The 19,952-nt window shown below is 70.4% G+C and carries 19 protein-coding genes; 7 read left to right on the top strand and 12 right to left on the bottom strand.

The features are described 5' to 3' along the window. Positions 1 to 68: 68 nt before the first annotated feature. The 7 genes from ACZZZB_RS11695 to ACZZZB_RS11665 all read right to left on the bottom strand — a co-directional run bounded on the left by ACZZZB_RS11695 (position 69) and on the right by ACZZZB_RS11665 (position 9,014). Complete coding sequence (locus ACZZZB_RS11695) at positions 69 to 2,018, bottom strand: Ig-like domain-containing protein (RefSeq protein WP_194644888.1); 1,950 nt, start codon at positions 2,016 to 2,018, stop codon at positions 69 to 71. Between the two features lie 138 nt (positions 2,019 to 2,156). Continuing rightward, positions 2,157 to 2,708 carry an acyl-CoA thioesterase gene (locus ACZZZB_RS11690; protein WP_229939483.1) on the bottom strand — a complete coding sequence of 184 codons (552 nt, stop codon included), beginning with the start codon at positions 2,706 to 2,708 and terminating at the stop codon, positions 2,157 to 2,159. A 124-nt stretch (positions 2,709 to 2,832) separates the two neighbouring features. After that, complete coding sequence (locus ACZZZB_RS11685; RefSeq protein WP_194644886.1) at positions 2,833 to 3,267, bottom strand: hypothetical protein; 435 nt, start codon at positions 3,265 to 3,267, stop codon at positions 2,833 to 2,835. Between the two features lie 84 nt (positions 3,268 to 3,351). Beyond that, positions 3,352 to 5,184: an Ig-like domain-containing protein gene (locus tag ACZZZB_RS11680; RefSeq protein WP_463529735.1), complete on the bottom strand. Its 1,833-nt coding sequence runs from the start codon at positions 5,182 to 5,184 to the stop codon at positions 3,352 to 3,354. Between the two features lie 69 nt (positions 5,185 to 5,253). Further along, the gene (locus tag ACZZZB_RS11675) at positions 5,254 to 6,378 is read right to left on the bottom strand and encodes a bifunctional 2-methylcitrate synthase/citrate synthase (RefSeq protein ID WP_229939487.1); all 1,125 of its coding nucleotides are present in this window, start codon (positions 6,376 to 6,378) and stop codon (positions 5,254 to 5,256) included. A 130-nt stretch (positions 6,379 to 6,508) separates the two neighbouring features. Continuing rightward, positions 6,509 to 7,408 (bottom strand): methylisocitrate lyase, encoded by a 900-nt coding sequence (gene prpB, locus ACZZZB_RS11670; RefSeq protein ID WP_079706378.1) that lies wholly within the window; start codon positions 7,406 to 7,408, stop codon positions 6,509 to 6,511. Positions 7,409 to 7,439: 31 nt separating this feature from the next. Continuing rightward, positions 7,440 to 9,014, bottom strand: coding sequence for an MmgE/PrpD family protein (locus ACZZZB_RS11665; RefSeq protein WP_202939463.1), 1,575 nt, complete (start codon positions 9,012 to 9,014; stop codon positions 7,440 to 7,442). Positions 9,015 to 9,233: 219 nt separating this feature from the next. Here ACZZZB_RS11665 and ACZZZB_RS11660 point away from each other — a divergent pair, with 219 nt between their 5' ends. After that, positions 9,234 to 9,695, top strand: a complete 462-nt coding sequence (locus ACZZZB_RS11660) for a hypothetical protein (protein WP_463529734.1) — start codon at positions 9,234 to 9,236, stop codon at positions 9,693 to 9,695. An 85-nt stretch (positions 9,696 to 9,780) separates the two neighbouring features. On the opposite strand, the gene ACZZZB_RS11655 is transcribed toward ACZZZB_RS11660, so the two are convergent. The 5 genes from ACZZZB_RS11655 to ACZZZB_RS11635 form a co-directional block, all read right to left on the bottom strand. After that, positions 9,781 to 10,113: a helix-turn-helix domain-containing protein gene (locus ACZZZB_RS11655; RefSeq protein WP_192006377.1), complete on the bottom strand. Its 333-nt coding sequence runs from the start codon at positions 10,111 to 10,113 to the stop codon at positions 9,781 to 9,783. 118 nt (positions 10,114 to 10,231) lie between these two features. Beyond that, complete coding sequence (locus tag ACZZZB_RS11650; RefSeq protein ID WP_463529733.1) at positions 10,232 to 11,056, bottom strand: SDR family oxidoreductase; 825 nt, start codon at positions 11,054 to 11,056, stop codon at positions 10,232 to 10,234. After that, complete coding sequence (locus ACZZZB_RS11645) at positions 11,053 to 11,886, bottom strand: enoyl-CoA hydratase/isomerase family protein (RefSeq protein ID WP_463529732.1); 834 nt, start codon at positions 11,884 to 11,886, stop codon at positions 11,053 to 11,055. Before ACZZZB_RS11645 ends, ACZZZB_RS11650 begins: the two co-directional genes overlap by 4 nt. Positions 11,887 to 11,935: 49 nt before the next feature. Further along, positions 11,936 to 12,715: a 3-hydroxyacyl-CoA dehydrogenase gene (locus tag ACZZZB_RS11640; protein ID WP_086475200.1), complete on the bottom strand. Its 780-nt coding sequence runs from the start codon at positions 12,713 to 12,715 to the stop codon at positions 11,936 to 11,938. 33 nt (positions 12,716 to 12,748) lie between these two features. After that, positions 12,749 to 13,930, bottom strand: coding sequence for a thiolase family protein (locus ACZZZB_RS11635; protein ID WP_463529731.1), 1,182 nt, complete (start codon positions 13,928 to 13,930; stop codon positions 12,749 to 12,751). 150 nt (positions 13,931 to 14,080) lie between these two features. Between ACZZZB_RS11635 and trhO the strand changes: the two genes are divergently transcribed. The 6 genes from trhO (at position 14,081) to ACZZZB_RS11605 (ending at position 19,720) form a co-directional block, all read left to right on the top strand. Beyond that, positions 14,081 to 15,064 carry an oxygen-dependent tRNA uridine(34) hydroxylase TrhO gene (trhO, locus tag ACZZZB_RS11630; RefSeq protein WP_191942041.1) on the top strand — a complete coding sequence of 328 codons (984 nt, stop codon included), beginning with the start codon at positions 14,081 to 14,083 and terminating at the stop codon, positions 15,062 to 15,064. A 12-nt stretch (positions 15,065 to 15,076) separates the two neighbouring features. After that, on the top strand, positions 15,077 to 15,550 hold the full coding sequence (locus tag ACZZZB_RS11625) for an SRPBCC family protein (RefSeq protein WP_194644880.1): 474 nt from the start codon (positions 15,077 to 15,079) through the stop codon (positions 15,548 to 15,550). A gap of 156 nt (positions 15,551 to 15,706) precedes the next feature. After that, positions 15,707 to 16,660, top strand: a complete 954-nt coding sequence (locus ACZZZB_RS11620) for an L-lactate dehydrogenase (protein ID WP_085514293.1) — start codon at positions 15,707 to 15,709, stop codon at positions 16,658 to 16,660. Positions 16,661 to 16,874: 214 nt separating this feature from the next. Continuing rightward, positions 16,875 to 17,780: an ATP-binding cassette domain-containing protein gene (locus ACZZZB_RS11615; RefSeq protein WP_137244235.1), complete on the top strand. Its 906-nt coding sequence runs from the start codon at positions 16,875 to 16,877 to the stop codon at positions 17,778 to 17,780. Beyond that, complete coding sequence (locus ACZZZB_RS11610; protein ID WP_079706366.1) at positions 17,777 to 18,601, top strand: ABC-2 transporter permease; 825 nt, start codon at positions 17,777 to 17,779, stop codon at positions 18,599 to 18,601. Before ACZZZB_RS11615 ends, ACZZZB_RS11610 begins: the two co-directional genes overlap by 4 nt. Before the next feature lie 102 nt (positions 18,602 to 18,703). Next, a complete protein-coding gene (locus tag ACZZZB_RS11605) occupies positions 18,704 to 19,720 on the top strand; it encodes an MDR family oxidoreductase (RefSeq protein WP_137244236.1) in 1,017 nt (338 codons plus the stop codon). The last annotated feature ends 232 nt before the right edge of the window (positions 19,721 to 19,952 follow it).

Raw genomic sequence — 19,952 nt, 5'->3', positions numbered from 1 at the left:
ACCGACATCCGGCGACGCCGACGGCGGCAAAGGATCGCGAGGACGCCCCGACCGCCGCCGCCGATCCGCTATCGCACCAGGCGGAAGTCATACCCGGCCTGATCGATGAACGTTCCGTTCACGCGTTGCTCGACGCGTCCGCCCTGGTAGCGGCCCGGGAGGTAGTCCCGGCTCCATTCGACGGTCCACGAGCCCGAGGAGTCGGCCTTCGTCGTCCCGAGTCGGGTGCCCCAGGCTCCGATGATCTCGATGTCGGCCAGCGGTGTCGCCGTGCCGGTGAACACGGGCCGCGTACCGGTGAGGGTGTCGCCGATCCTCGGCGACGTCACCCTGAGGACGGATGCGACGGTGAAGTCGTAGACGGAGCGGTGCGTCTCGACGCCGCCGATGATCTGTCGGACGGTGCCACCCGCGTACCGGGCGGGGAGCAGCGACTTGTTCCAGCTGATCGTCCAGCGTCCACTCGCAGCGACGGCCTCGGTGGTGCCGACGAGATCGCCCCAGGCGCTCCAGATCTCGAGCCTCGCACCGGGCTGTGCCGTGCCGCTGAACACGGGCACCGACGAGGAGATGACGCCACCGCTCGCGGGCGACTCCACGACAAGCGGTGCGACGACCGCGTGGGCGGCCACGGTGAAGTCGTACGGCGCGCGAGACTGCTCCACCCCGTCGATCTCCTGGCGCACGGAGCCGCCGCTGTACCGACCGGGGGTCAGGCTCTTGTTGATCGGCGCCGCCCAGCGATGGTCGTCTCCGACCTCGGCTGCAGCGATCTCCGTACCCCAGGCACCGATCACCCGGATGGTCGCGCCCGGCTCTCCACGACCGCTGAACACCGGGTCTGCGGTCTCGACGGTCTCCCCGATGGCGGGCGAAAGAAGGGTGACGTCCTCGACCGGGCCCGGCTCGGGCGTGGGCTCCCGATAGGTGAACCGGAGCGGTGCCGTGGTGCGCTGTTCCCCGAAGACCTGCGTCGCGGTCGCGGTGTACGCGCGCGGCTCGAGCGTCCGGAGTGACTGCTGACTCCAGGCGCCGCTTCCGTCCACCTCGACGTCGACCAGTGTCACACCCGTCGTGTCATCGAGGACGGTCACCCGCGCGCCCGGTTCTCCGAGACCGGAGAACACCGGACGCGGATCGTCCACCGTGGCGTCGAGTGCGGGCGTTCGGACCGTCACCGCTGTGACGACGCGGTAGGTCAGCGACCAGTTCGCGGTCGAGTCGTCAGAGCGTTGACGAACGGTGCCGGACTGCGCTCCGGGCGCGAGATCGCGGGTCGGAACGGCAGACCAGGTGCCCTCTGCGGTGACGGTCGCCGTGGCGAGTGGTCCGCCGGACGAGTCGAGGACCTCGACGACCGCATCGGGCGTGCCTCGCCCGCTGAACACGGGACGTGGCTCCCGGACGACTGAACCGGGCGTCGGCGCTTCGAGGGTGACCGGGATGGCGACGGGGACGGGATCGAGTCCCTCCGGGGTGACCCGGTCGGCATCCACGACCGAGCCGAACCCGCCCACGGCCAGCCTGCCGTCGAACTGACGAAGGAAGCCGCCTGCTCCGCCGTTCGAGACGAGGCCGTATCCGCTGACACGGTCGTTCGCGAAGACCTCCCAGCCCCATTGCTGCGCGGTCGAGCCGGTGCAGACCGCCGGGTACACGTACTTGTAGGCCTGCGACGGATCAGGCTGGAGGCACCTCGTGACGCCTCCGACCGTGGTCGTGACCGGACCGGACGCGTCCACCGACGGGAACGTCCAGCGGCCGGATGCGGCGAGCGCCTGGTCGAGCGTGGCGTGCAGCGTCACCCTGGCCGGGTTCAGGACGTCCGTCGAGCCACCGACCGCAAAGAAGGCGTCCGAGCCGGAGGGGAACGCCTGGCCGACGAACCTGCCCTCGACCGAGGACACCGCCGGGGTCGTGTCAGGCGCCGGCTCGGTGGCCCGGGCGGCCGGACCGGTGAGCAGACTCACCGTCATGCCGAGCAGACTGACGATGGCGATGGGGATGGGGAGTTTCATGGGCGACCTTTCGCAAGGGTGCGCCCGAGACGACCCGAGGGAGGGACGTCCGGACGCACCGGCGGAGCGTTCGCGAACGAACGCGGTCAGCCTACAAGTATTCCAGTTGCTTAATCCAGTATGTCGACCGACTGCGAGTCACCAGTCGCTGGGAGCCGGTGCCTTCGTGGGCGGCAGGGCCACATCCCTCGCCCACTGCGCCTGCCACGCAGGCAGGTCGGTTGGAGCCGGGCCGGTGAGCTCGATGAGTTCCGAGAGCGCCACCACGCCGCCCGTGCGCTTGAGGAACCGACCTCGCACGAGGGCTTGTGTGTAGATCTCCCCGCCCACGACCACCCGGTGTTCGATGAACACGCCCTTGTCGTCATAGCCCGTGACCCGGGTCTCGACGGTGAAGCGCTGCCAGGGCTGCAGCGACTTCCGGAAGGTGATGCTCTCACTCGACACCACCGGGTACCAGCCCAGGTGCTTGAAGCGATCCCAGAGTCCGTTCCGGATCAGGAGGTCGAAGCGGCCGAGATCGAAGATCGAGAGGTACACACCGTTGTTCATGTGGCCGAGGACGTCGAGATCGGTCGGCAGCACGCGCAGCCGGATCCGACCGACGTCCCAGGTGTCGAGGCGCTCGCCGCGGCGGGCTCGACGGCGGGACTGCAGGAACATGGCGATGGTGCGGAAGATGAGGTGCACGGATGCGACCGTATCCCGCCGGCGCGGCATCGTGCACCACGGTTGTCCCGACTCGACAACACCCGGGTCCTGGGACGCCTGGTGACGTGTGGCGTCCGACACACCTGGGCCGGATCGCGAACGGTCAGTCAGCGCCGACGGTGTTGCCCTCCCCGCTGTCGGTGACCACCGGGGCCGACGAGGTCGCGACCTTGTTGCCGTTGGCTCCCTCGACGAACGTGACGTTGTCGACGGTCGAGACGTTCACGAGCGTGATGGAGCTGTTGAACGAGAGGTTCACGACGGCTCCCGTCACGGTCACGATGCTGTTGGAGGCCTCCACGACGACGTTCTCGCAGTCGCCGTCGATGGTCACGTTCGAGCTGTCGTCGACGATGGTCGCCGTGCCGTCGACGCACTCACCCGTGACGTCGGGGATCGTGTACTCGGAACCGGTGGTGGAATCGGCGGCGACCGTCGGTGACGCGCTCGTCGTCGACGTCGCACCCGCGTCGGTGCATCCGGAGAGGGCGATGACGGCGAGGCCCGCGGCGGCGAGGAGGGTGGGTTGCTTGGACATGGGTGCTCCTTCGGAGGCTCGGTAGGGGAGGCAGGAGCCGCCGGCCCGGTGCAGCGACACCGGGCCGGCGGCCCCAAGGTCAGCTCACTGGGTGAGGGTGAAGTCGTACCCGGACGAGGCGATGACCTGGCCGCCGACGGTCTCGGTCACGGTGCCGCCGAAGTACCGCGCCGGGAGATAGTCACGCGGCCAGGTGATGGTCCACTCCCCGGTCCGTGGGTCGGCGATCGCGGAGCCGAGGTCGGTGCCCCACGCGCCCGTGATCCGCACCCGCGCCCCCGGGTTCGCCGTACCGGTGAACACCGGCCTGGTGCCGGTGAGGGTGTCGCCGACTCTCGGCGAGGTGACGACGAGTCGGGGCTGGACGATCGTGAAGTCGTAGACGAAGGTGTGCGTCGGTACCCCGTCCACGAACTGCTTCACGGTGCCTCCGGCATACCGGGTCGGCAAAAGGCTCTTGTTCCAGGTGATCGACCACGCACCGCTCGCGTCCACCCGCTCCACTGAGCCGAGGACGTCGCCCCACGCGCCACGGATCTCGATGCGCGACCCCGGCTCGCCGGTCCCACTGAACACGGGGGTCGTCTCACTGATCGTCTCGCCGCGCCTCGGCGACTCGACCACCAAGGGGGCGATCGGCTCGTCCGGCGCCCGGACGATGTTCGCCGTGAAGTCGGCGATCGTGATGCGGGAGGAACCGTAGGTGACCTTGCCGCCCGTGGCCTCGCCGACGGGAGCGTCGTCGTTCGCCCGCAGCGTGAACCTCAGCGTGGTCGCGCCGACCGGCAAGACACCCCCGATGCCCAACGCGTCGAGGGTGAAGGCCGGGTGGTCGACCGCAGTGATCCGCGTGTTCGCCGGGTGGTAGACGTCGATGCGCTGACCACCGGCATCGGCGTTGAACGTCGCCTCCACCTCCACGGACTGACCGGGGGCGAGCGTCGGCGTGGGGATCGAGGCGCCGGGCGCGAGCGGCGCCGGGACCGTGAAGTCGAAACGCACCTGGACATCCGACCCGGTTCCGCTCTGGCTCGCGGTTCCCGTGTAGCGGCCGGGCTCGAGCTGGATTGACCGAACCGACCAGGACGTGGAGTCCAGGGGGACGCTCGTGCTCGCGAGCAGGACCTGCGCGTCGGCCCGGATCGAGATGGACGATCCGGGCTGCCCGATACCGCTGAACGTGGGGGTCGGCGTGTCCACCGTGGCGCCGATCGCCGGGGTCCGCAGTTCGAACGGCTCGATCGGGGCCAGCTGCGACTCCACGACGACATCGGTGAGCGCGTCCATCGTGAGCTCGACGAAGGTGTCGTTGTCCGTCCCGCCTAAGGAGTACGGACTCGACACCGGGTACAGGGCGTAGCCGGCCACCCACGTGTTCGAGACGTACCGCCACTCGAAGTCCTGCGACGGGGACCCGGTGCACGTCCGGGCTGCGACGAGCGCGCGGGAGCCGTCGCCCGCGGGCGTCAGGCAGAGCGTTGAGGAGGTTCCCGTGCCGGTGATCGGCCCGGCCGCACCGACGGCAGGGAGGGAATACGTCCCCGCGAGCGACGCTGCTCCGCCCACCGAGGACGAGTACAGCCGCTGGACGTTGCGACCCGACTCCGGCGCGGAGAGCCCGACGTACGCCGAAGATCCGGTGGAACGGTTCTGCAGGACGAGCTTGCCGATCACCCTCGACGTGCCTGCCGAAGGGACCACGGCGTCCGACGCACCGGGGACCTCCCCGGTGCCGAACGCGTCACCGGCTCCGTCGTCGTGCTCCTGCGGGTCCGCGATCGACCCGACGGGCGGAGCGGCGGACGCAGGAACCGGGACCGGGAGTCCCACCGCGGTGAGCAGGATGGTCGCAGCGACCACGGCCGAGCGTGTGGATCGCAGGAACAGGGAGCGCGGAGCACGGATCAGAGCAGTCACGAGGACCGAGGCTACTCATCTGGAATATCGCCGTGGGGGCTGCGGCCGAATCTGTGGAGAACTCTCCCCTCAGTCGGTCGGCACGTGCCGCTCGTCTGGCCCGACGTACTCGGACAGCGGACGGATGAGCGCGTTCGACGCCAGCTGCTCGGCGATGTGCGCCGTCCACCCGACGATCCGAGCGGCGACGAACAGCGGCGTGAACGTGACCGTGTCGAACCCGATCAGGTTGTACGCCGGGCCCGAGGGGTAGTCGAGGTTCGGCTTGATGTTCTTCCGCGCGACCATGTCCGCTTCGAGCGTCGTGTACAGCTCGAGGATCTCGGGCTTGCCGTAGTGCTCGGCGAGCCGCTCCAACGCCTTGAGCATCGTCGGCACGCGCGAGTCGCCGTTCTTGTAGACCCGGTGTCCGAAGCCCATGATCTTGCGCTTCTCGGCGAGCGCCGCGTCGAGCCACGCGCTGGCTTGGTCAGCCGTCCCGATCTCGTCGAAGACGTGCATGACGGCCTCGTTCGCCCCACCGTGCAGGGCGCCCTTGAGTGCGCCGATCGCGCCGGTGACCGCCGAGTACAGGTCGCTGAGGGTCGAGGTGATGACCCGGGCGGTGAACGTCGACGCGTTGAAGGAGTGCTCCGCGTAGAGGATCATCGAGACGTCGAACGCGTCGACGACGACCGGATCAGCCTCTTCGCCGAAGGTCATGAAGAGGAAGTTCGCGCTGTAGCCGAGGTCGTCGCGCGGCGGGACGAGCTCGAGGCCGTGGCGGCGGCGCTGGTCGTAGGCGACGATCGCCGGCAGCTTCGCGTACAGGCTCGCGGCCTTCACCGCGTTGCCCTCGGGGGTGTTGGTCTCGGCGGTCGGGTCGTTCGCACCGATCACGCTGACGGCCGTGCGGAGGGCGTCCATCGGGTGGCTCGTGGTCGGGAGGAGGTCGATGGCCGCCTTGACGTTGTCGTCGAGCGCTCGCTGGCCCCGCTCCAACGCAGTGAACTCCGCGAGTTCGGCGTCCGTGGGCAGTTCACCGTTCCAGAGCAGGTACGCGACCTGCTCGAAGCTGCAGTGCTCGGCGAGCTCCTGGACCGGATACCCGCGGTAGAGCAGGGAGTTCGTCTCCGGGTTCACCTTCGAGACGCTCGTCACGTCGACGACGACGCCGGCGAGACCCTTCTTGATGTCGCTGGTCGCTTCGGTCATGCGTTGCTCCTTTGCGGCGGCTCCGGTCACTGAGCCTGTCGAAGTGTCTTGGTCGAGCCTGGCACCCGGTACACCCCTCGACAAGCTCGGGGAGCGGAGACCCAGGTGGTGTTCACCGGCGAGGGGACGCCTACCGGTCGATGGTGAAGTTGAAGACCGAGGTGTCGAAGCGGTTGTAGCCCTCGTAGTCGATCAGTTCGTAGAGGTCGGCACGGTGCTGCATCTCACCGAGCTTGCTCGTGAGCGAGCCCTCGTCGTTCAGCGTGTCGAGCGCGCGACCCGCGGCGCCCATCGCGATGCGGAGGAGCGACACCGGCCAGATGACGATGTTCACGCCCACATCGGCGAGCTGCTGACTCGTGAACAGCTCGCTCTTGCCGAACTCCGTCATGTTGGCGAGGATCGGCACGTCGACCGCGTCGCGGACGGCGGCGAACTCCTCGAGCGACCGCATCGCCTCGGGGAAGATCGCGTCGGCTCCGGCGTCGACGAGCTGCTTGGCCCGGTCGATCGCGGCGTCGAGACCGTCGACGGCGGCGATGTCGGTGCGCGCCATGATGAGCAGGTTCGCATCGCGCCGGGCGTCGACGGCGGCACGGATCCGGCCGAGCGCGGTGGAGGTGTCGACGACCTGCTTGCCGTCGAGGTGGCCGCAGCGCTTCGGGTTGACCTGGTCCTCGATGTGCAGCCCGGCGAGCCCGGCGTCCTCGATCTCCTGGACGGTGCGCGCGACGTTCATCGGCTCCCCGAAGCCGGTGTCGGCGTCGACGATCGCGGGCAGCTCGGTCATCCGGGCGATCTGCTTGGCACGACCGGCGACCTCGGTGAGGGTCGTCAGTCCGATGTCGGGCAGCCCGAGGTCGGCGGAGAGCACCGCGCCGGAGATGTAGACGCCGTCGAAGCCCTTCTGCTCGATGAGCCTCGCCGAGAGCGGGTTGAACGCGCCCGGGAAGCGCAGCAGCTCACCGGTGGCGAGTCGCTCGCGGAACAGCCGGCGCTTCTCCGCCGGCGTGGTCTCGCTGTACAGCATCAGCACAGTCCCTTCTGGAGGTCGGCCGGCATCAGAACAGGCCGGTCGGGTGGGGTGCCGAGGCGAGGACCCCGGAGGCGGCCTGGATGCTCAGCTGCTTGACCTCGTCGGCGTCGAGCTCCGGGAGGCGTTCGGCGAGCGCGAGGAAACGCTCGATCTCCTCCGCATCGAGGACGTCGGCGGCGAGCGTGCGGAACTTGTGGACGTAGTCGGCGCGCGCGAACGGCCGGGCGCCGAGCGGGTGGGCATCGGCGACGGCGATCTCGTCGACGATGGTCGACCCGTCCGTGAGCGTGATCTCGATGCGCCCGCCGAACGCCTGTTCGGCCGGGTCGAGCGAGTGGTAGCGGCGCGTCCACTCAGCGTCCTCCGCCGTCGAGATCCTGTGCCACAGCTCGACGGTGTCGGCTCGGGTGGCGCGTTCGGGACGGTAGGAGTCGACGTGGTGCCACGCGCCGTCCTGCAGCGCCACCGCAACGATGTAGGGGATGGAGTGGTCGAGGGTCTCGCGCGACGCCGTCGGGTCGTACTTCTGCGGGTCGTTCGCGCCGGAGCCGATGACGTAGTGCGTGTGGTGCGAGGTGTGGAGGACGATGCGGTCCACGGCTCCGGGGGCGAGGACTTCCGGGTGCTCGTGGTGCAGCTTGCGGGCGAGGTCGATCCACGCCTGCGCCTGGTACTCCGCCGAGTGCTCCTTCGTGAAGGAGTCGAGGATCGCGAGCTTCGGCTCACCGGCGCCGGGCAACGGGACGTCGTAGGAGGCGTCGGGGCCGTCGAGCAGCCAGGCGACCACGCCGTCCTCGCCCTCGTAGATCGGCGACGGGCTGGTCTCGCCGCGCATCGCCCGGTCGACGGCCTCGACCGCCATCTTGCCGGCGAACGCGGGAGCGTGCGCCTTCCAGGTGGAGATCTCGCCCTTGCGCGACTGGCGGGTGGCCGTCGTGGTGTGGAGCGCCTGGCCGATCGCCTGGTGGATGGTGGCCTGGTCGAGGCCGAGCATCGTGCCGATGCCGGCCGCGGCGCTCGGGCCGAGGTGTGCGACGTGGTCGATCTTGTGTCGGTGCAGGCTGATCGCCTTCGCGAGGTCGATCTGGATCTCGTAGCCGGTCGCGATCCCGCGGACGAGGTCGGCGCCCGTGCAGCCGACGTGCTGCGCCACCGCGACGATGGGCGGGATGTTGTCGCCCGGGTGCGAGTACTCGGCGGCGAGGAAGGTGTCGTGGAAGTCGAGCTCGCGCACGGCGACGCCGTTGGCCCAGGCCGCCCATTCCGGGGAGACGCGGCGGGCGAGGTCGGGCCCGAACACCGTGGCACCGTCGCCGCCGGTGCTGACGGGGTGGCTGAGCGCCTGGGCGCGAGCCGAGGAGACGGGCCGGCGCGTGAGCGAGGCGGCTGCGACGGCGGCGTTGTCGATCACGCGGTTGATGATCATGTCGACGACCTCGGGCGTCACCTCCACCGGATCGGTCGCGACGCGGGCGAGCTGCCAGGCGAGCTGTCCTTCGCGGGCGAGGTTCTCGTCGCTGCGGTGGACGCGCAGGTGGTGCTGGATCACGGGTGTTCCTTTCGGGTGCGGCCCGTCCGAGTGTGCTGCGGGGCGTCGCATCCTCCAGCCTACGCCCGCGGGTCCGTCGCGCCGCAGCAGGAGAACCGCCCGGGAACAGGACATTTCGCGTGGAACGGTCCTGCTGTCGCGCCGATCTCCTGGCGCCGTGGAATACCAGCTTCGTTCTCCGCATCCACCCAGCCCGCGCACACCGCGCATACGGCGGCCAAGGACAGAGTGACACGCGTACCGACCCCTCACGAACCGAAGGAGACGACCGTGCCGATGCACACCCCTGGGGCACCGCAGACCCCGCACCTGTTCGGCGACGTGATCCGAGCCGAGGCGCTCCACTACACCGAACTGTTCGCGGAGAAGCCGTTCGTGCCGGCCCTGCTGCTCTACTGCTCGAACGGTGCGTACCGCATCCTGTCGCCGGGCGAGGACCACCCCGGCAGTTACGTCGCCGAAGGGCCGCTGTCCGCGGAGCGGGTGCGCGTGAACTTCATCTCGTGGCCGTCCGAGGACTGGAACCGGAACGTCGCCTTCCACGTGCTCGACTTCGACCGGACGACCGGAGGGTTCACCCAGCGACTGCGGCTCCCGGGCGATCCCGAGCCGAAGCACCAGGCCGGCCGCCACACCGAGGTCACCGACCTCGGTGCCTGGGACGCGGACACGACGTGGGAGACGGCCGAGCCGCTCCTCCACGAGACCTTCGAGGCACTCGCCCGCGGCTGACGGAGCGAGCGGTGGGCCGAGCGAGCGGCTGGCCGTCACCGGACGGGACGAACCAGCGCGTCCGGACGATCGCCGACGGTCGGGGTCAGGCGGCGAGCAGCTGCGGGTCGGCAGCGGGGCGCAGCGGGGTGATCGTCGCGTCGGCGAGCGCGTCTTCGCCGAGGGGCAGCTCGACGACGATCGGAGCCGCCGCGGTCTCGAAGCGGTCGGCGATGTCGAACATGAGCGCGTCGAGGCGGGTGCGCAGCGCGTCGGCGATGGTCACCACCACCTCGGAGGAGGCGTCCTTCCGGCCGCGTTCGATCTCCGACAGGTAGGGCGTCGAGACGGCTGCGGCGGTCGCGACGTCCTGCAGGGTGCGTCCCTGTTCGAGTCGACGCGTGCGCAGGGCCGCGCCGAGGGCCTCGCGGTACAACATGGCGACTCCTTCCGGCTGCGGGCGCGGGCTCCGTGACCGCGTGCTCTCACTGTAGGCGCGGCTCGGCCAGGCTCGGGGAGCCCGCGTTCTGCCGTCAGCGGACAGGGCGAGCCGTCCGCTACAGGAAGATGTCGGGGTAGAGCTCCGACTCGTCGACGCCCGGTGAGTACTTCGCGAGGTCGGTGACCCCGGCCTCCGCGAGGACGTCCTCCACGATGAGCGATCGACCCGTGAGCTCACGCGCCGACGCCGTCAGGACCTCGTAGGCCGCGTCGGCGTAGATCTCCGGGGTGCGGCTCTTCGCCAGGAGGGCCTCGCCGCCGAGGATGTTGCCGACCGCCGCCGTCTTGATCGTCGTCTTCGGCCAGAGCGTGTTCGCGGCGATGCCGTCGCGTCCGAACTCGGCAGCGAGACCGAGCGTCACCATCGACATGCCGTACTTCGCGAGCGTGTAGCCGGTGTGCGCGCCGAGCCACTTCGGGTCGAGGTTGAGCGGCGGCGACAGCGACAGGATGTGCGGGTTCTCCGCGTCCTTCAGCATGGGGACGGCCGCCCGCGACAGCATGAACGTGCCACGCACGTTCACGTCCTGCATGAGGTCGTACCGCTTCGCATCGAGGTCGAGGGTCCGCGCGAGGCTGATGACACTCGCGTTGTTGACGACGATGTCGATGCCGCCGAACTCACCGGCCGTCTCGAACACGGCCCGGGTGATGTCGTCGTCGTTCCGGACGTCGCCGAGGATCGGGAGCGCCTGCCCACCGGCCTCGCGGATCGCGTCCGCTGCGGTGTGGATCGTCCCCTCGAGGCGGGGATCGGGGGTGTCGGTCTTAGCGAGGATCGCGACGTTCGCGCCGTCGCGGGCGGCACGCAGGGCGATCGCGAGGCCGATGCCGCGGCTGCCGCCGGACATGAGGATGGTCTTGCCGGCGAGGGTGGTCATGCGGTGGGCTCCTTCGGGGTGGTGGTGGTCGACGCGGCGGCGCGCTTCGCCGACGCGGCGGCGAACGCTGCGACGCGCGCGACCGACTCGGGCGTCTCGATCGCCGCGCCGATCGTGCGGGCTTCGTCGTCGAGGGCGTCCTGGTAGCCGCGGCCGACACTCTCGCGCAGCAGCCGCCGCGCCTGACCGAACGCGGTCGTGGCTCCGGCCAACCAGAACGCGGCCACCTCGCGGGCACGGGCGTCGAGCTGCTCAGCGGGGACCACCTCGGTCACGAGCCCCCAGGCGAGTGCCTCCTCGGCGCTCAGCATCCGCGGGCCGAGGGTGAGCTCGAGCGCCCGGCGCATGCCGACCGCCTCGGGCAGCAGGGTGCTCACGCCGCAGTCGGGCGTGAGGCCGATGTCGGCGTACTTGCTGACGAACTTCGCCCGGTCGGACGCGATGATCACGTCGGCGACGAGCATGAACCCCAGACCGCCGCCCGCGACAGCACCCTGGACGGCGGCGACGATCGGCTTCGCGACCGACTGCAGCGTCCGGTGGCCCTCGTGGATGATGTCGGCGAGCTCGGTGACGAAGGCGCCCGTCGATCCTGCGCTGCCGTCACCCATCCGCGACATCGCGAGGACGTCGCCGCCCGCGCAGAACGCCGGTCCGTTGGCGTCGAACAGGACCGCCCGGACGTCGTCGCGCTCCGCGATCTCGAGGGCGAGGTCTCGCCACCGTCTGGCCGCACGGTCGTCGATCGCGTTGAGGCTCGCGGGCCGGTTGAGCGTGAGGTGCGCGAGGCCGTCGCTCACCTCGAAGAGGATGGTGTCGTCGCTGGTCACGGAGTGGCTCCCTGGTCGGTGGATGGGTTCGTCGGCATCGGAGAGCCGGTCATTTCGGCGCCATCCGGATCGCGCCGTCGAGGCGGATCGTCTCACCGTTGAGGTAGCCGTTCTCGACGATGTGCAGCGCGAGTGCGGCGTACTCGTCGGGACGGCCGAGGCGGGCCGGGTACGGCACCTGGTGCCCGAGCGACTCCTGCGCCGCCTCGGGCAGTCCGGCGAGCATGGGCGTCTCCATGATGCCGGGCGCGATCGTCACGACCCGGATCCCGAAGCGTGCCAACTCGCGGGCGATCGGCAGCGTCATCGAGTGCACCGCCCCCTTGGACGCGGCGTAGGCGGGCTGGCCGATCTGTCCGTCGAAGGCGGCGACGGACGCAGTGTTGATGATGACGCCGCGGTCCCCGGCGCCGTCGGCGGGGTCGCCGTCCGGATCGTTGTGCTGCATTGCGTCGGCGGTCAGCCGGATGACGTTGAAGGTGCCGAGGACGTTGACGCGGAGGACGCGTTCGAAGGCGTCGAGGTCCGCCGGACCGTCGCGGCCGAGCACCTTCGCCGGTGGTGCGATGCCGGCGCAGTTCACGACGACCCGCAGCGGCCCACGCGACACCGCCGCTTCGACCGCCGCCTGCACCTGCTCGCCGTCGGTGACGTCGGCGGGCACGAAGGTCGCGAACCCGCCGAGCTCCTCGGCCCGCTCCGCCCCGGGTGAACCGGGGAGGTCGACGAGCACGACGCGCGCACCGGCACCGGCCAGCCGCGTCGCGGTCGCGAATCCGAGTCCCGAGGCGCCGCCGGTGACGATCGCCGAACTACCGGTCACATCCATGTCGTGGTTCCCTTCACCTGGTGGGCGCGCCCATCAGAGGCGCTCGATGATCGTCGCGTTGGCCATACCGCCGCCCTCGCACATCGTCTGCAGACCGTACCGGCCGCCGGTCGCCTCGAGCTGGCCGAGGAGGGTGGCGAGGAGCTTCGTCCCGGAGGCGCCGAGCGGGTGCCCGAGGGCGATCGCCCCGCCACGCGGGTTGAGCCGGTCGTCGTCCACCCCGAACTCGCGTTGCCACGCGAGCGGGACGGACGCGAACGCCTCGTTGACCTCGAACGCGTCGATGTCGTCGATGTCGAGCCCGCTGCGCTCCAGGATGCGGCGGGTGGCGGGGAGGATGCCGGTGAGCATCTCGATCGGGTCGCTCCCGACCGCGGCGAAGGAGACGAAGCGCGCACGCGGTGTGAGCCCCAGCTCGATCGCCCGGACCTCGCTCATGATGAGCGCGGCGGAGGCGCCGTCGGTGAGTGGTGAGGCGTTCCCCGGCGTGATCCGCCAGGCGATCTCAGGGAACCGGGCCGCGAGCCGGTCGTCGCGGAAGACGGCGGGGAGTCCGGCGAGCGCCTCGGGGGTCGTCCCGGCACGGACCGTCTCGTCGGTCGTGACGACGGAACCGTCGGGGAGGGTGACGGCGACGACCTCGCCGTCGAACCCGCCGGACGCCCAGGTCGCGGCGGCGCGCTCATGGGAGCGGGCGGCGAAGGCGTCGAGTTCGTCGCGGCTGAGGTTCCAGCGGGCGGCGATGAGTTCGGCGGAGACACCCTGGCCGACGAGGCCCTCGGGGAAGCGGGCTCGGAGTGCGGAACCGAAGGGGTCTGCCCCCTGCACGTTGGAGCCCATCGGCGCTCGACTCATCGACTCGACACCGCAGGCGATGACGACGTCGTCACCCGCCGACATGATGCTCTGCGCGGCGAAGGTGGTGGCCTGCTGGCTGGAGCCGCACTGTCGGTCGATGGTGGTGCCGGGGGTCTCCTGCGGGAGCCCTGCGGCGAGCGCCGCGTTCCGCGCGATGTTCTGCGCCTGCTCGCCGGACTGGGTGACGCAGCCGGCGTAGACGTCCTCGACGACCGCGGGATCGATGCCGGTCCGCTCCACGAGCGCACGGATCGTGCCGGCGAGGAGGTCCGTCGGGTGCACGGCGTTCAGCGCACCGCCCGGTTTGCCCCGGCCGGACGGCGTCCGGATCGCGTCGACGATCACTGCAGTGCGCATAGCCATCTCCTTCGAGGTCTGCGTCCACCCTAGGCCTGGCGCCTGCGCGGACGGCGGCGGTTGTCGCCCTTCGACAAGCGAGGGGCCGGAACGTCCGTGTCCGCTGGACCGGCCCGACGATCCGCGGTCGGCGCCACGTACGATTGAGCGGTGGCCGACCCGAAGATCCTCCTCTACTACGCGTTCGCTCCCCTGGCGGACCCGGAGGCGATCCGGCTGTGGCAGCGCGACCTCTGCGAGTCACTCGGTCTCCGTGGTCGCATCCTCATCTCGAAGGACGGCATCAACGGCACCGTCGGCGGCGAGCTCGACGCCTGCAAGCTCTACGTCCGGAAGACGAAGGAGCACCCCGCGTTCCGCGACCTCGACGTGAAGTGGAGCGACGGCTCCGGCTTCGACGAGGACGACCCCGTCCGCACGGCCAGGCACCGGCCAGCGCCCTGGCGTCGGAGTAGCGACTTCCCGAAGCTCAGCGTGAAGGTGCGCGAGGAGATCGTGTCCTTCGGCGCCCCCGGTGAGCTCGTGGTGGACGAGCACGGCGTCTCCGGCGGCGGGGTGCACCTGCAGCCGACGGAACTGCACGAGCTCGTCGCGGAGCGCGGCGACGACGTCGTGTTCTTCGACGGCCGGAACGCGTTCGAGGCCGAGATCGGGCGGTTCGCCGGCGCGGTCGTCCCCGACGTCGCGACCACCCGGGACTTCGTCGCCGAACTCGACAGCGGCAAGTACGACCACCTCAAGGACAAGCCGGTCGTCACCTACTGCACGGGCGGCATCCGCTGCGAGGTGCTCTCGGGCCTCATGCGCTCTCGCGGCTTCGGCGAGGTGTACCAGCTCGACGGCGGCATCGTCCGGTACGGCGAGCAGTTCGGCGACGACGGCCTGTGGGAGGGATCCCTGTACGTGTTCGACAAGCGGGGCTCGCTCGAGTTCAGCGATCACGCGGCCGTCATCGGGCACTGTGTCGTCTGCGACGCGTCGACCAAGCACCTGCAGAACTGCGCGGACCCCTCCTGCAAGACGCAGTTGGTCGTGTGCGAGGCGCACGCGGACGGGCCCGACGGCGGCCCGCGATGCGCCGTGCACACCGGGGCCGACGTCTCCACCGATGCTCGCACCGGCCAGCCCGCCTGATCCGCCACCGTCATGACCGCCCACTTCCGCCTCCGTACCGAGCTCGCCGGGACGATGCAGCAGGCCTTCGACCTCTCGCGGTCGATCGACGCCCACCTCGGCTCGATGGCGGACACCGGTGAACGGGCGGTCGGCGGCGTGACCTCCGGGCTGATCGGCCTCGGTGAGACCGTCACCTGGCGGGCGAAGCACTTCGGTGTGCCGTGGACGATGACGAGTCGGATCACCGCGTTCGAGGAACCCCACCGGTTCACCGATGAACAGGTGTCCGGTCCGTTCCGGACGTTCCGCCACGTCCACCTCTTCGAACCGCTCGAGCGCCCGATGGGGACGGCGCGGACCATCATGCTCGACGACGTCACGTTCTCGGCGCCGTTCGGTCCGCTCGGCGTCGTGGCCGAACACGTCGCGCTCACCCGGCACCTGCGACGGCTCATCGAGTCGCGGAACCGGTGGTTGGCGGAGGCACTTCGACAGGCTCAGTGACCGAAAGATGCGGCTCAGTGACCGATAGGTGCGGCTCAGTGACCGATAGGTGCGGCTCAGTGACCGGAGGGCGGCGGATACCTCGACATCGAGACAACCCGACACCCGTCGTGCCGCGCCCTGACCGCGCACATCCGCCCCTGCCAAGATGGAGCCATGGGTGCTCGCACGAAGTCGAAACTGGCCATCATCGGGGCGGGGAGCGTCGGTTCGTCCCTCGCCTACGCCTCGCTCATCCGCGGCAGCGCCCGGCGGGTGGCGCTCTACGACATCGACGGCAAGCGGGCCTCGGCCGAGGTCCTCGACCTCGCCCACGGGACGCAGTTCACCGGGTCGAGCAGCATCACTGGCGGTGACGACATCTCGGTCGTCGCTGATGCGGACGTCGTCGTGATCACGGCCGGCGCGAAGCAGGAACCCGGCCAGACCCGACTCGACCTCGCGGGCACGAACATCCGCATCCTCGAGCAGCTGCTCCCGAAACTCGTCGAGCAGGCACCGGACGCCGTCTACATGCTCGTCACGAACCCGTGTGACGTCCTCACGGTCGCGGCCCAGCAGATCACGGGGCTGCCGCGCGAACGCGTCTTCTCCTCCGGCACCGTCCTCGACACCTCCCGGCTGCGCTGGTTGCTCGCTGAGCGCGCGGGTGTCGCGACCTCGGCGGTGCACGCACTCATCGTCGGCGAGCACGGCGACAGCGAACTGCCGCTCTGGTCGCAGGCGACCATCGGCCCCGTCCCGATCCTCGACTGGGAGCTGCCCGACGGCTCGCGCTTCACGGAGCAGCAGCTCGACGAGATCGCGACCGACGTCCGCACGGCCGCCTATCGCGTCATCGAAGGCAAGGGCGCGACGAACTACGCGATCGGGCTCTCCGGTGCACGGATCGTCGAGGCCATCCTCGGCGACGAGCACGCGATCCTGCCGGTGAGCACCGTGCTCGACGGATACCACGGCGTCAGCGGGGTCGCCCTGTCGGTGCCGAGCATCGTCGACCGCTCGGGCGTGCGCTCGGTGGTCGAGGTCGCGATGTCGCCTCGCGAGGAACAGCAGTTCGCCGACTCGGCCGCTGCCGTCCGCGCGTCGCTCGACTCCCTCGGGCTGTAGCAGCCGACCTCCTCCTCGGCTCGGCCGTCCCTGTCTCAGGAGAGGTGCGGCGCGTCGCACCAAGGCGCGCCCGCCACGCCGGGCATCTCCTGAGACGGGGCCACCGGCGCCTTCGCCGGGATCTCCCCCGAGCGGCCGATGCGCGATGGGTGTCGGCCCCGATAGCGTTGCAGGACGAGGCGCGGATCCGGCCGCGCCCCTGGGGAGGCACCGGATGACCGCTGGCGTGACGATCGAGTTCGATGGACTCTCGAAATCCTTCGGGGCGGTGCAGGCGGTCGACGACCTGACGTTCCACGTGGAACCGGGCAAGGTCACCGGCTTCCTCGGCCCGAACGGAGCCGGGAAGACGACGACCCTGCGCATGCTGCTCGGCCTCGTGCAACCGACGTCGGGGAGGGCGACCTTCGGCGGTGTCCCCTACGCCAAGCTGCCGGTTCCTGCCGCGACCGTCGGGGCTGCACTGGAAGCGGCGAGCTTCGTTCCCGGCCGCACCGCCCGCAACCACCTGCGCGTGCACGCCTCGGCAGCGCGGCTGCCGGCGAGCCGGGTGGACGTCGTGCTCGCGCAGGTCGGACTGCTCGAGGTCGCGGACCGACGCGTCGCCGGATACTCGCTCGGCATGCGACAACGGCTCGGCCTCGCGACCGCGCTCCTCGGCGACCCCGGTGTGCTCGTCCTCGACGAACCGATCAACGGGCTCGACCCCGAGGGGATCAAGTGGATCCGCGGCTTCCTCACCGCACTCGCGGCCGAAGGGCGGACCGTCCTCATCAGCTCGCACCTGCTCAGCGAGGTGCAGCAGTCCGTCGACGAGGTCGTGATCATCGCGAAGGGGCGGCTCGCGCACGTGGGCACGCTCGCGAGCCTCGACGCCGCCGACACCCTCCGCGTCGTCGTGAACTCCCCGGAGCACGAGCGGCTCGCCACGGCGCTGACCGCCGCGGGGTACACCTTCGACCAGGCCCGCTCGGGGCTCGTCGTGCACGATGTGGAGGCGATCGACATCGGCCGGGTCGCGCTCGCCGCCGGCATTCCGCTCAGTGCGTTGTCGCGGCATCGATCAGGGCTCGAGGATTCGTTCCTCGCGCTCGTCAGCGGTGGGGAGGACCACGCATGACCTCACTTCTGGCAGCCATCCGCTCCGAGTTCCTCAAGGTGTTCACCACCCGCGTGTGGTGGGGACTCGCCCTCATCCTGTTCGTGTACGTCGGTTTCGCCGCGGCCGGGGCGGCGCTCCTCTTCGCCAACATCCCGGGCGCGGCCGAGTCCAGCGGGGCCGGGGCGCAGGCGACGAGCGAGATGCTCACCCAACCCGGTCTCATCTACGGCTTCGCGACGAGCATCGGGTACGTCTTCCCAGTCCTGCTCGGTGCGCTCGCCACGACCGGCGAGTTCCGGCATCAGAGCCTGACGCCGACGTTCCTCGCGAACCCGAACCGCGGCCACGTCCTCGTCGGCAAGGTCCTGGCACTGACCGGGGTCGGCGCACTGTACGGCGTGATCGCGCTTGTCGCGTCCGTCGGTCTCGGCGGCGGCGCCCTGGCCATCAGCGGCATCGATCCGATGCTGACCGACCCCGACACCTGGGCGCTCATCGGTCGTGCGGTGCTCGCGATGGCCCTGTGGGGTGCGATCGGCGTCGGTCTCGGGGCGGTGCTGCCGAGCCAGGTGGGCGCGATCATCGTCGTGCTGGCCTTCACGCAGTTCGTCGAGCCGCTGCTGCGCCTCGCCTCCTCGTTCTCCGAGGTCACCGCGTCCATCGGCCGGTTCCTGCCGGGTGCCGCGACGGACGCGCTCGTCGGACCGAGCTTCTACTCGATGATGTCCGCTCAGCAGGACGCGCTGACCTGGTGGCAGGGCGGACTCGTCCTCCTCGGTATCGGGGTCGTCGTCGCGCTCATCGGCTACGCCACGACCTGGCGCCGCGACGTCACCTAGGCACGGTGCGCGCGCTGGCTCGAGCCAGGCTGCCCCTCGGCGGGGAGGCGTAGGCTCGACGGACAGCCACCGACCGGTCACCGCACCGGAGACAGGAGCACCATGGGCCGCGCATACCTCGTCGAGCAGGTCGAGCACGAGGGTGGCAAGCCCACCCGGACGGTCGATCTCCGCGACCTCCCCGACACTTCGCTGCCCGACGCCGCCGTCACCGTCGACGTCGAGTACTCGAGCATCAACTACAAGGACGCCCTCGTCCTCACCGGGAAGCCGGGCGTCGTGCGGTCGTTCCCGATGGTCGCGGGCATCGACCTCGTCGGCGTCGTCGCAGCGTCGAGTGATCCCGCGTGGACGGCCGGCGACCGCGTGGCCCTGTTCGGTGACGGCCTGAGCGAGACCCGGTACGGCGGGCTCTCCGAGCGCGCGAAGGTGCGGTCCGACGCGCTCGTCCGCGTCCCCGACCACGTCTCGAGCGCACAGGCCGCCGCGATCGGCACCGCCGGGTACACCGCGGCCCTCGCCGTGCTCGCGCTCGAGCACGGCAGCGCGACCTCCGGCGCCGTCCGCGTCGGCGGGCTCCCCGTGCTCGTCACCGGAGCCGGCGGCGGGGTCGGAAGCATCGCGATCGCACTGCTGGCCGCCGCCGGCTTCGAGGTCGCCGCCTCGACCGGGCGGGTCGACGAGCTGGGTGACGCCCTGCGGCGGCTCGGCGCGGCGTCGATCGTCGACCGCGCCGAATTCGCCGAACCCGGCCGCCCACTCGGCAGCCAGCGCTGGGCGGGAGCCGTCGACTCCGTCGGCGGTCAGACGCTCGCGACGGTCCTGTCGCAGGTCGAGTACGGCGGGACGGTCGCCGCCTGTGGGCTCGCCGGCGGGTCCGATCTCCCGACGTCGGTCATGCCGTTCATCCTCCGCGGGGTCACGCTCGCGGGCGTGAACTCCGTCGAGGCACCGCTCCCCCTGCGGCAGGCCGCCTGGGAGCGCGTGACCACCGCGCTCGACCTCGACGTCCTCGACACGCTGACCGAGACGGTCTCCCTCGCCGAGGCGACGGATGCGGCGGAACGGGTCCTCGCAGGCTCGGTCCACGGTCGGATCGTCGTCGACGTCCGCGCCTGATCCCGCGTTCACAACTCAGGACGGCCCTGGCATGTCGCGCCCCAGGTCGCGTCGCTGACGGCCGACACACCGGCACGCTCCTGAATTGCGAACAGCCAGAGGTGAGTCGTCACCGCGTTCACAACTCAGGACGGACCCGGTATGTCGCGCCACTGGTCACACCGCTCGATGCCGACACACCGGCACGCTCCTGAGTTGTGAACGCAGGAACGCGACAGCGGCCGGTGCCCGA

The sequence above is a fragment of the Plantibacter sp. AC185 genome (assembly GCF_979258065.1).
This window is presented reverse-complemented; position numbering and strand designations above follow the sequence as displayed.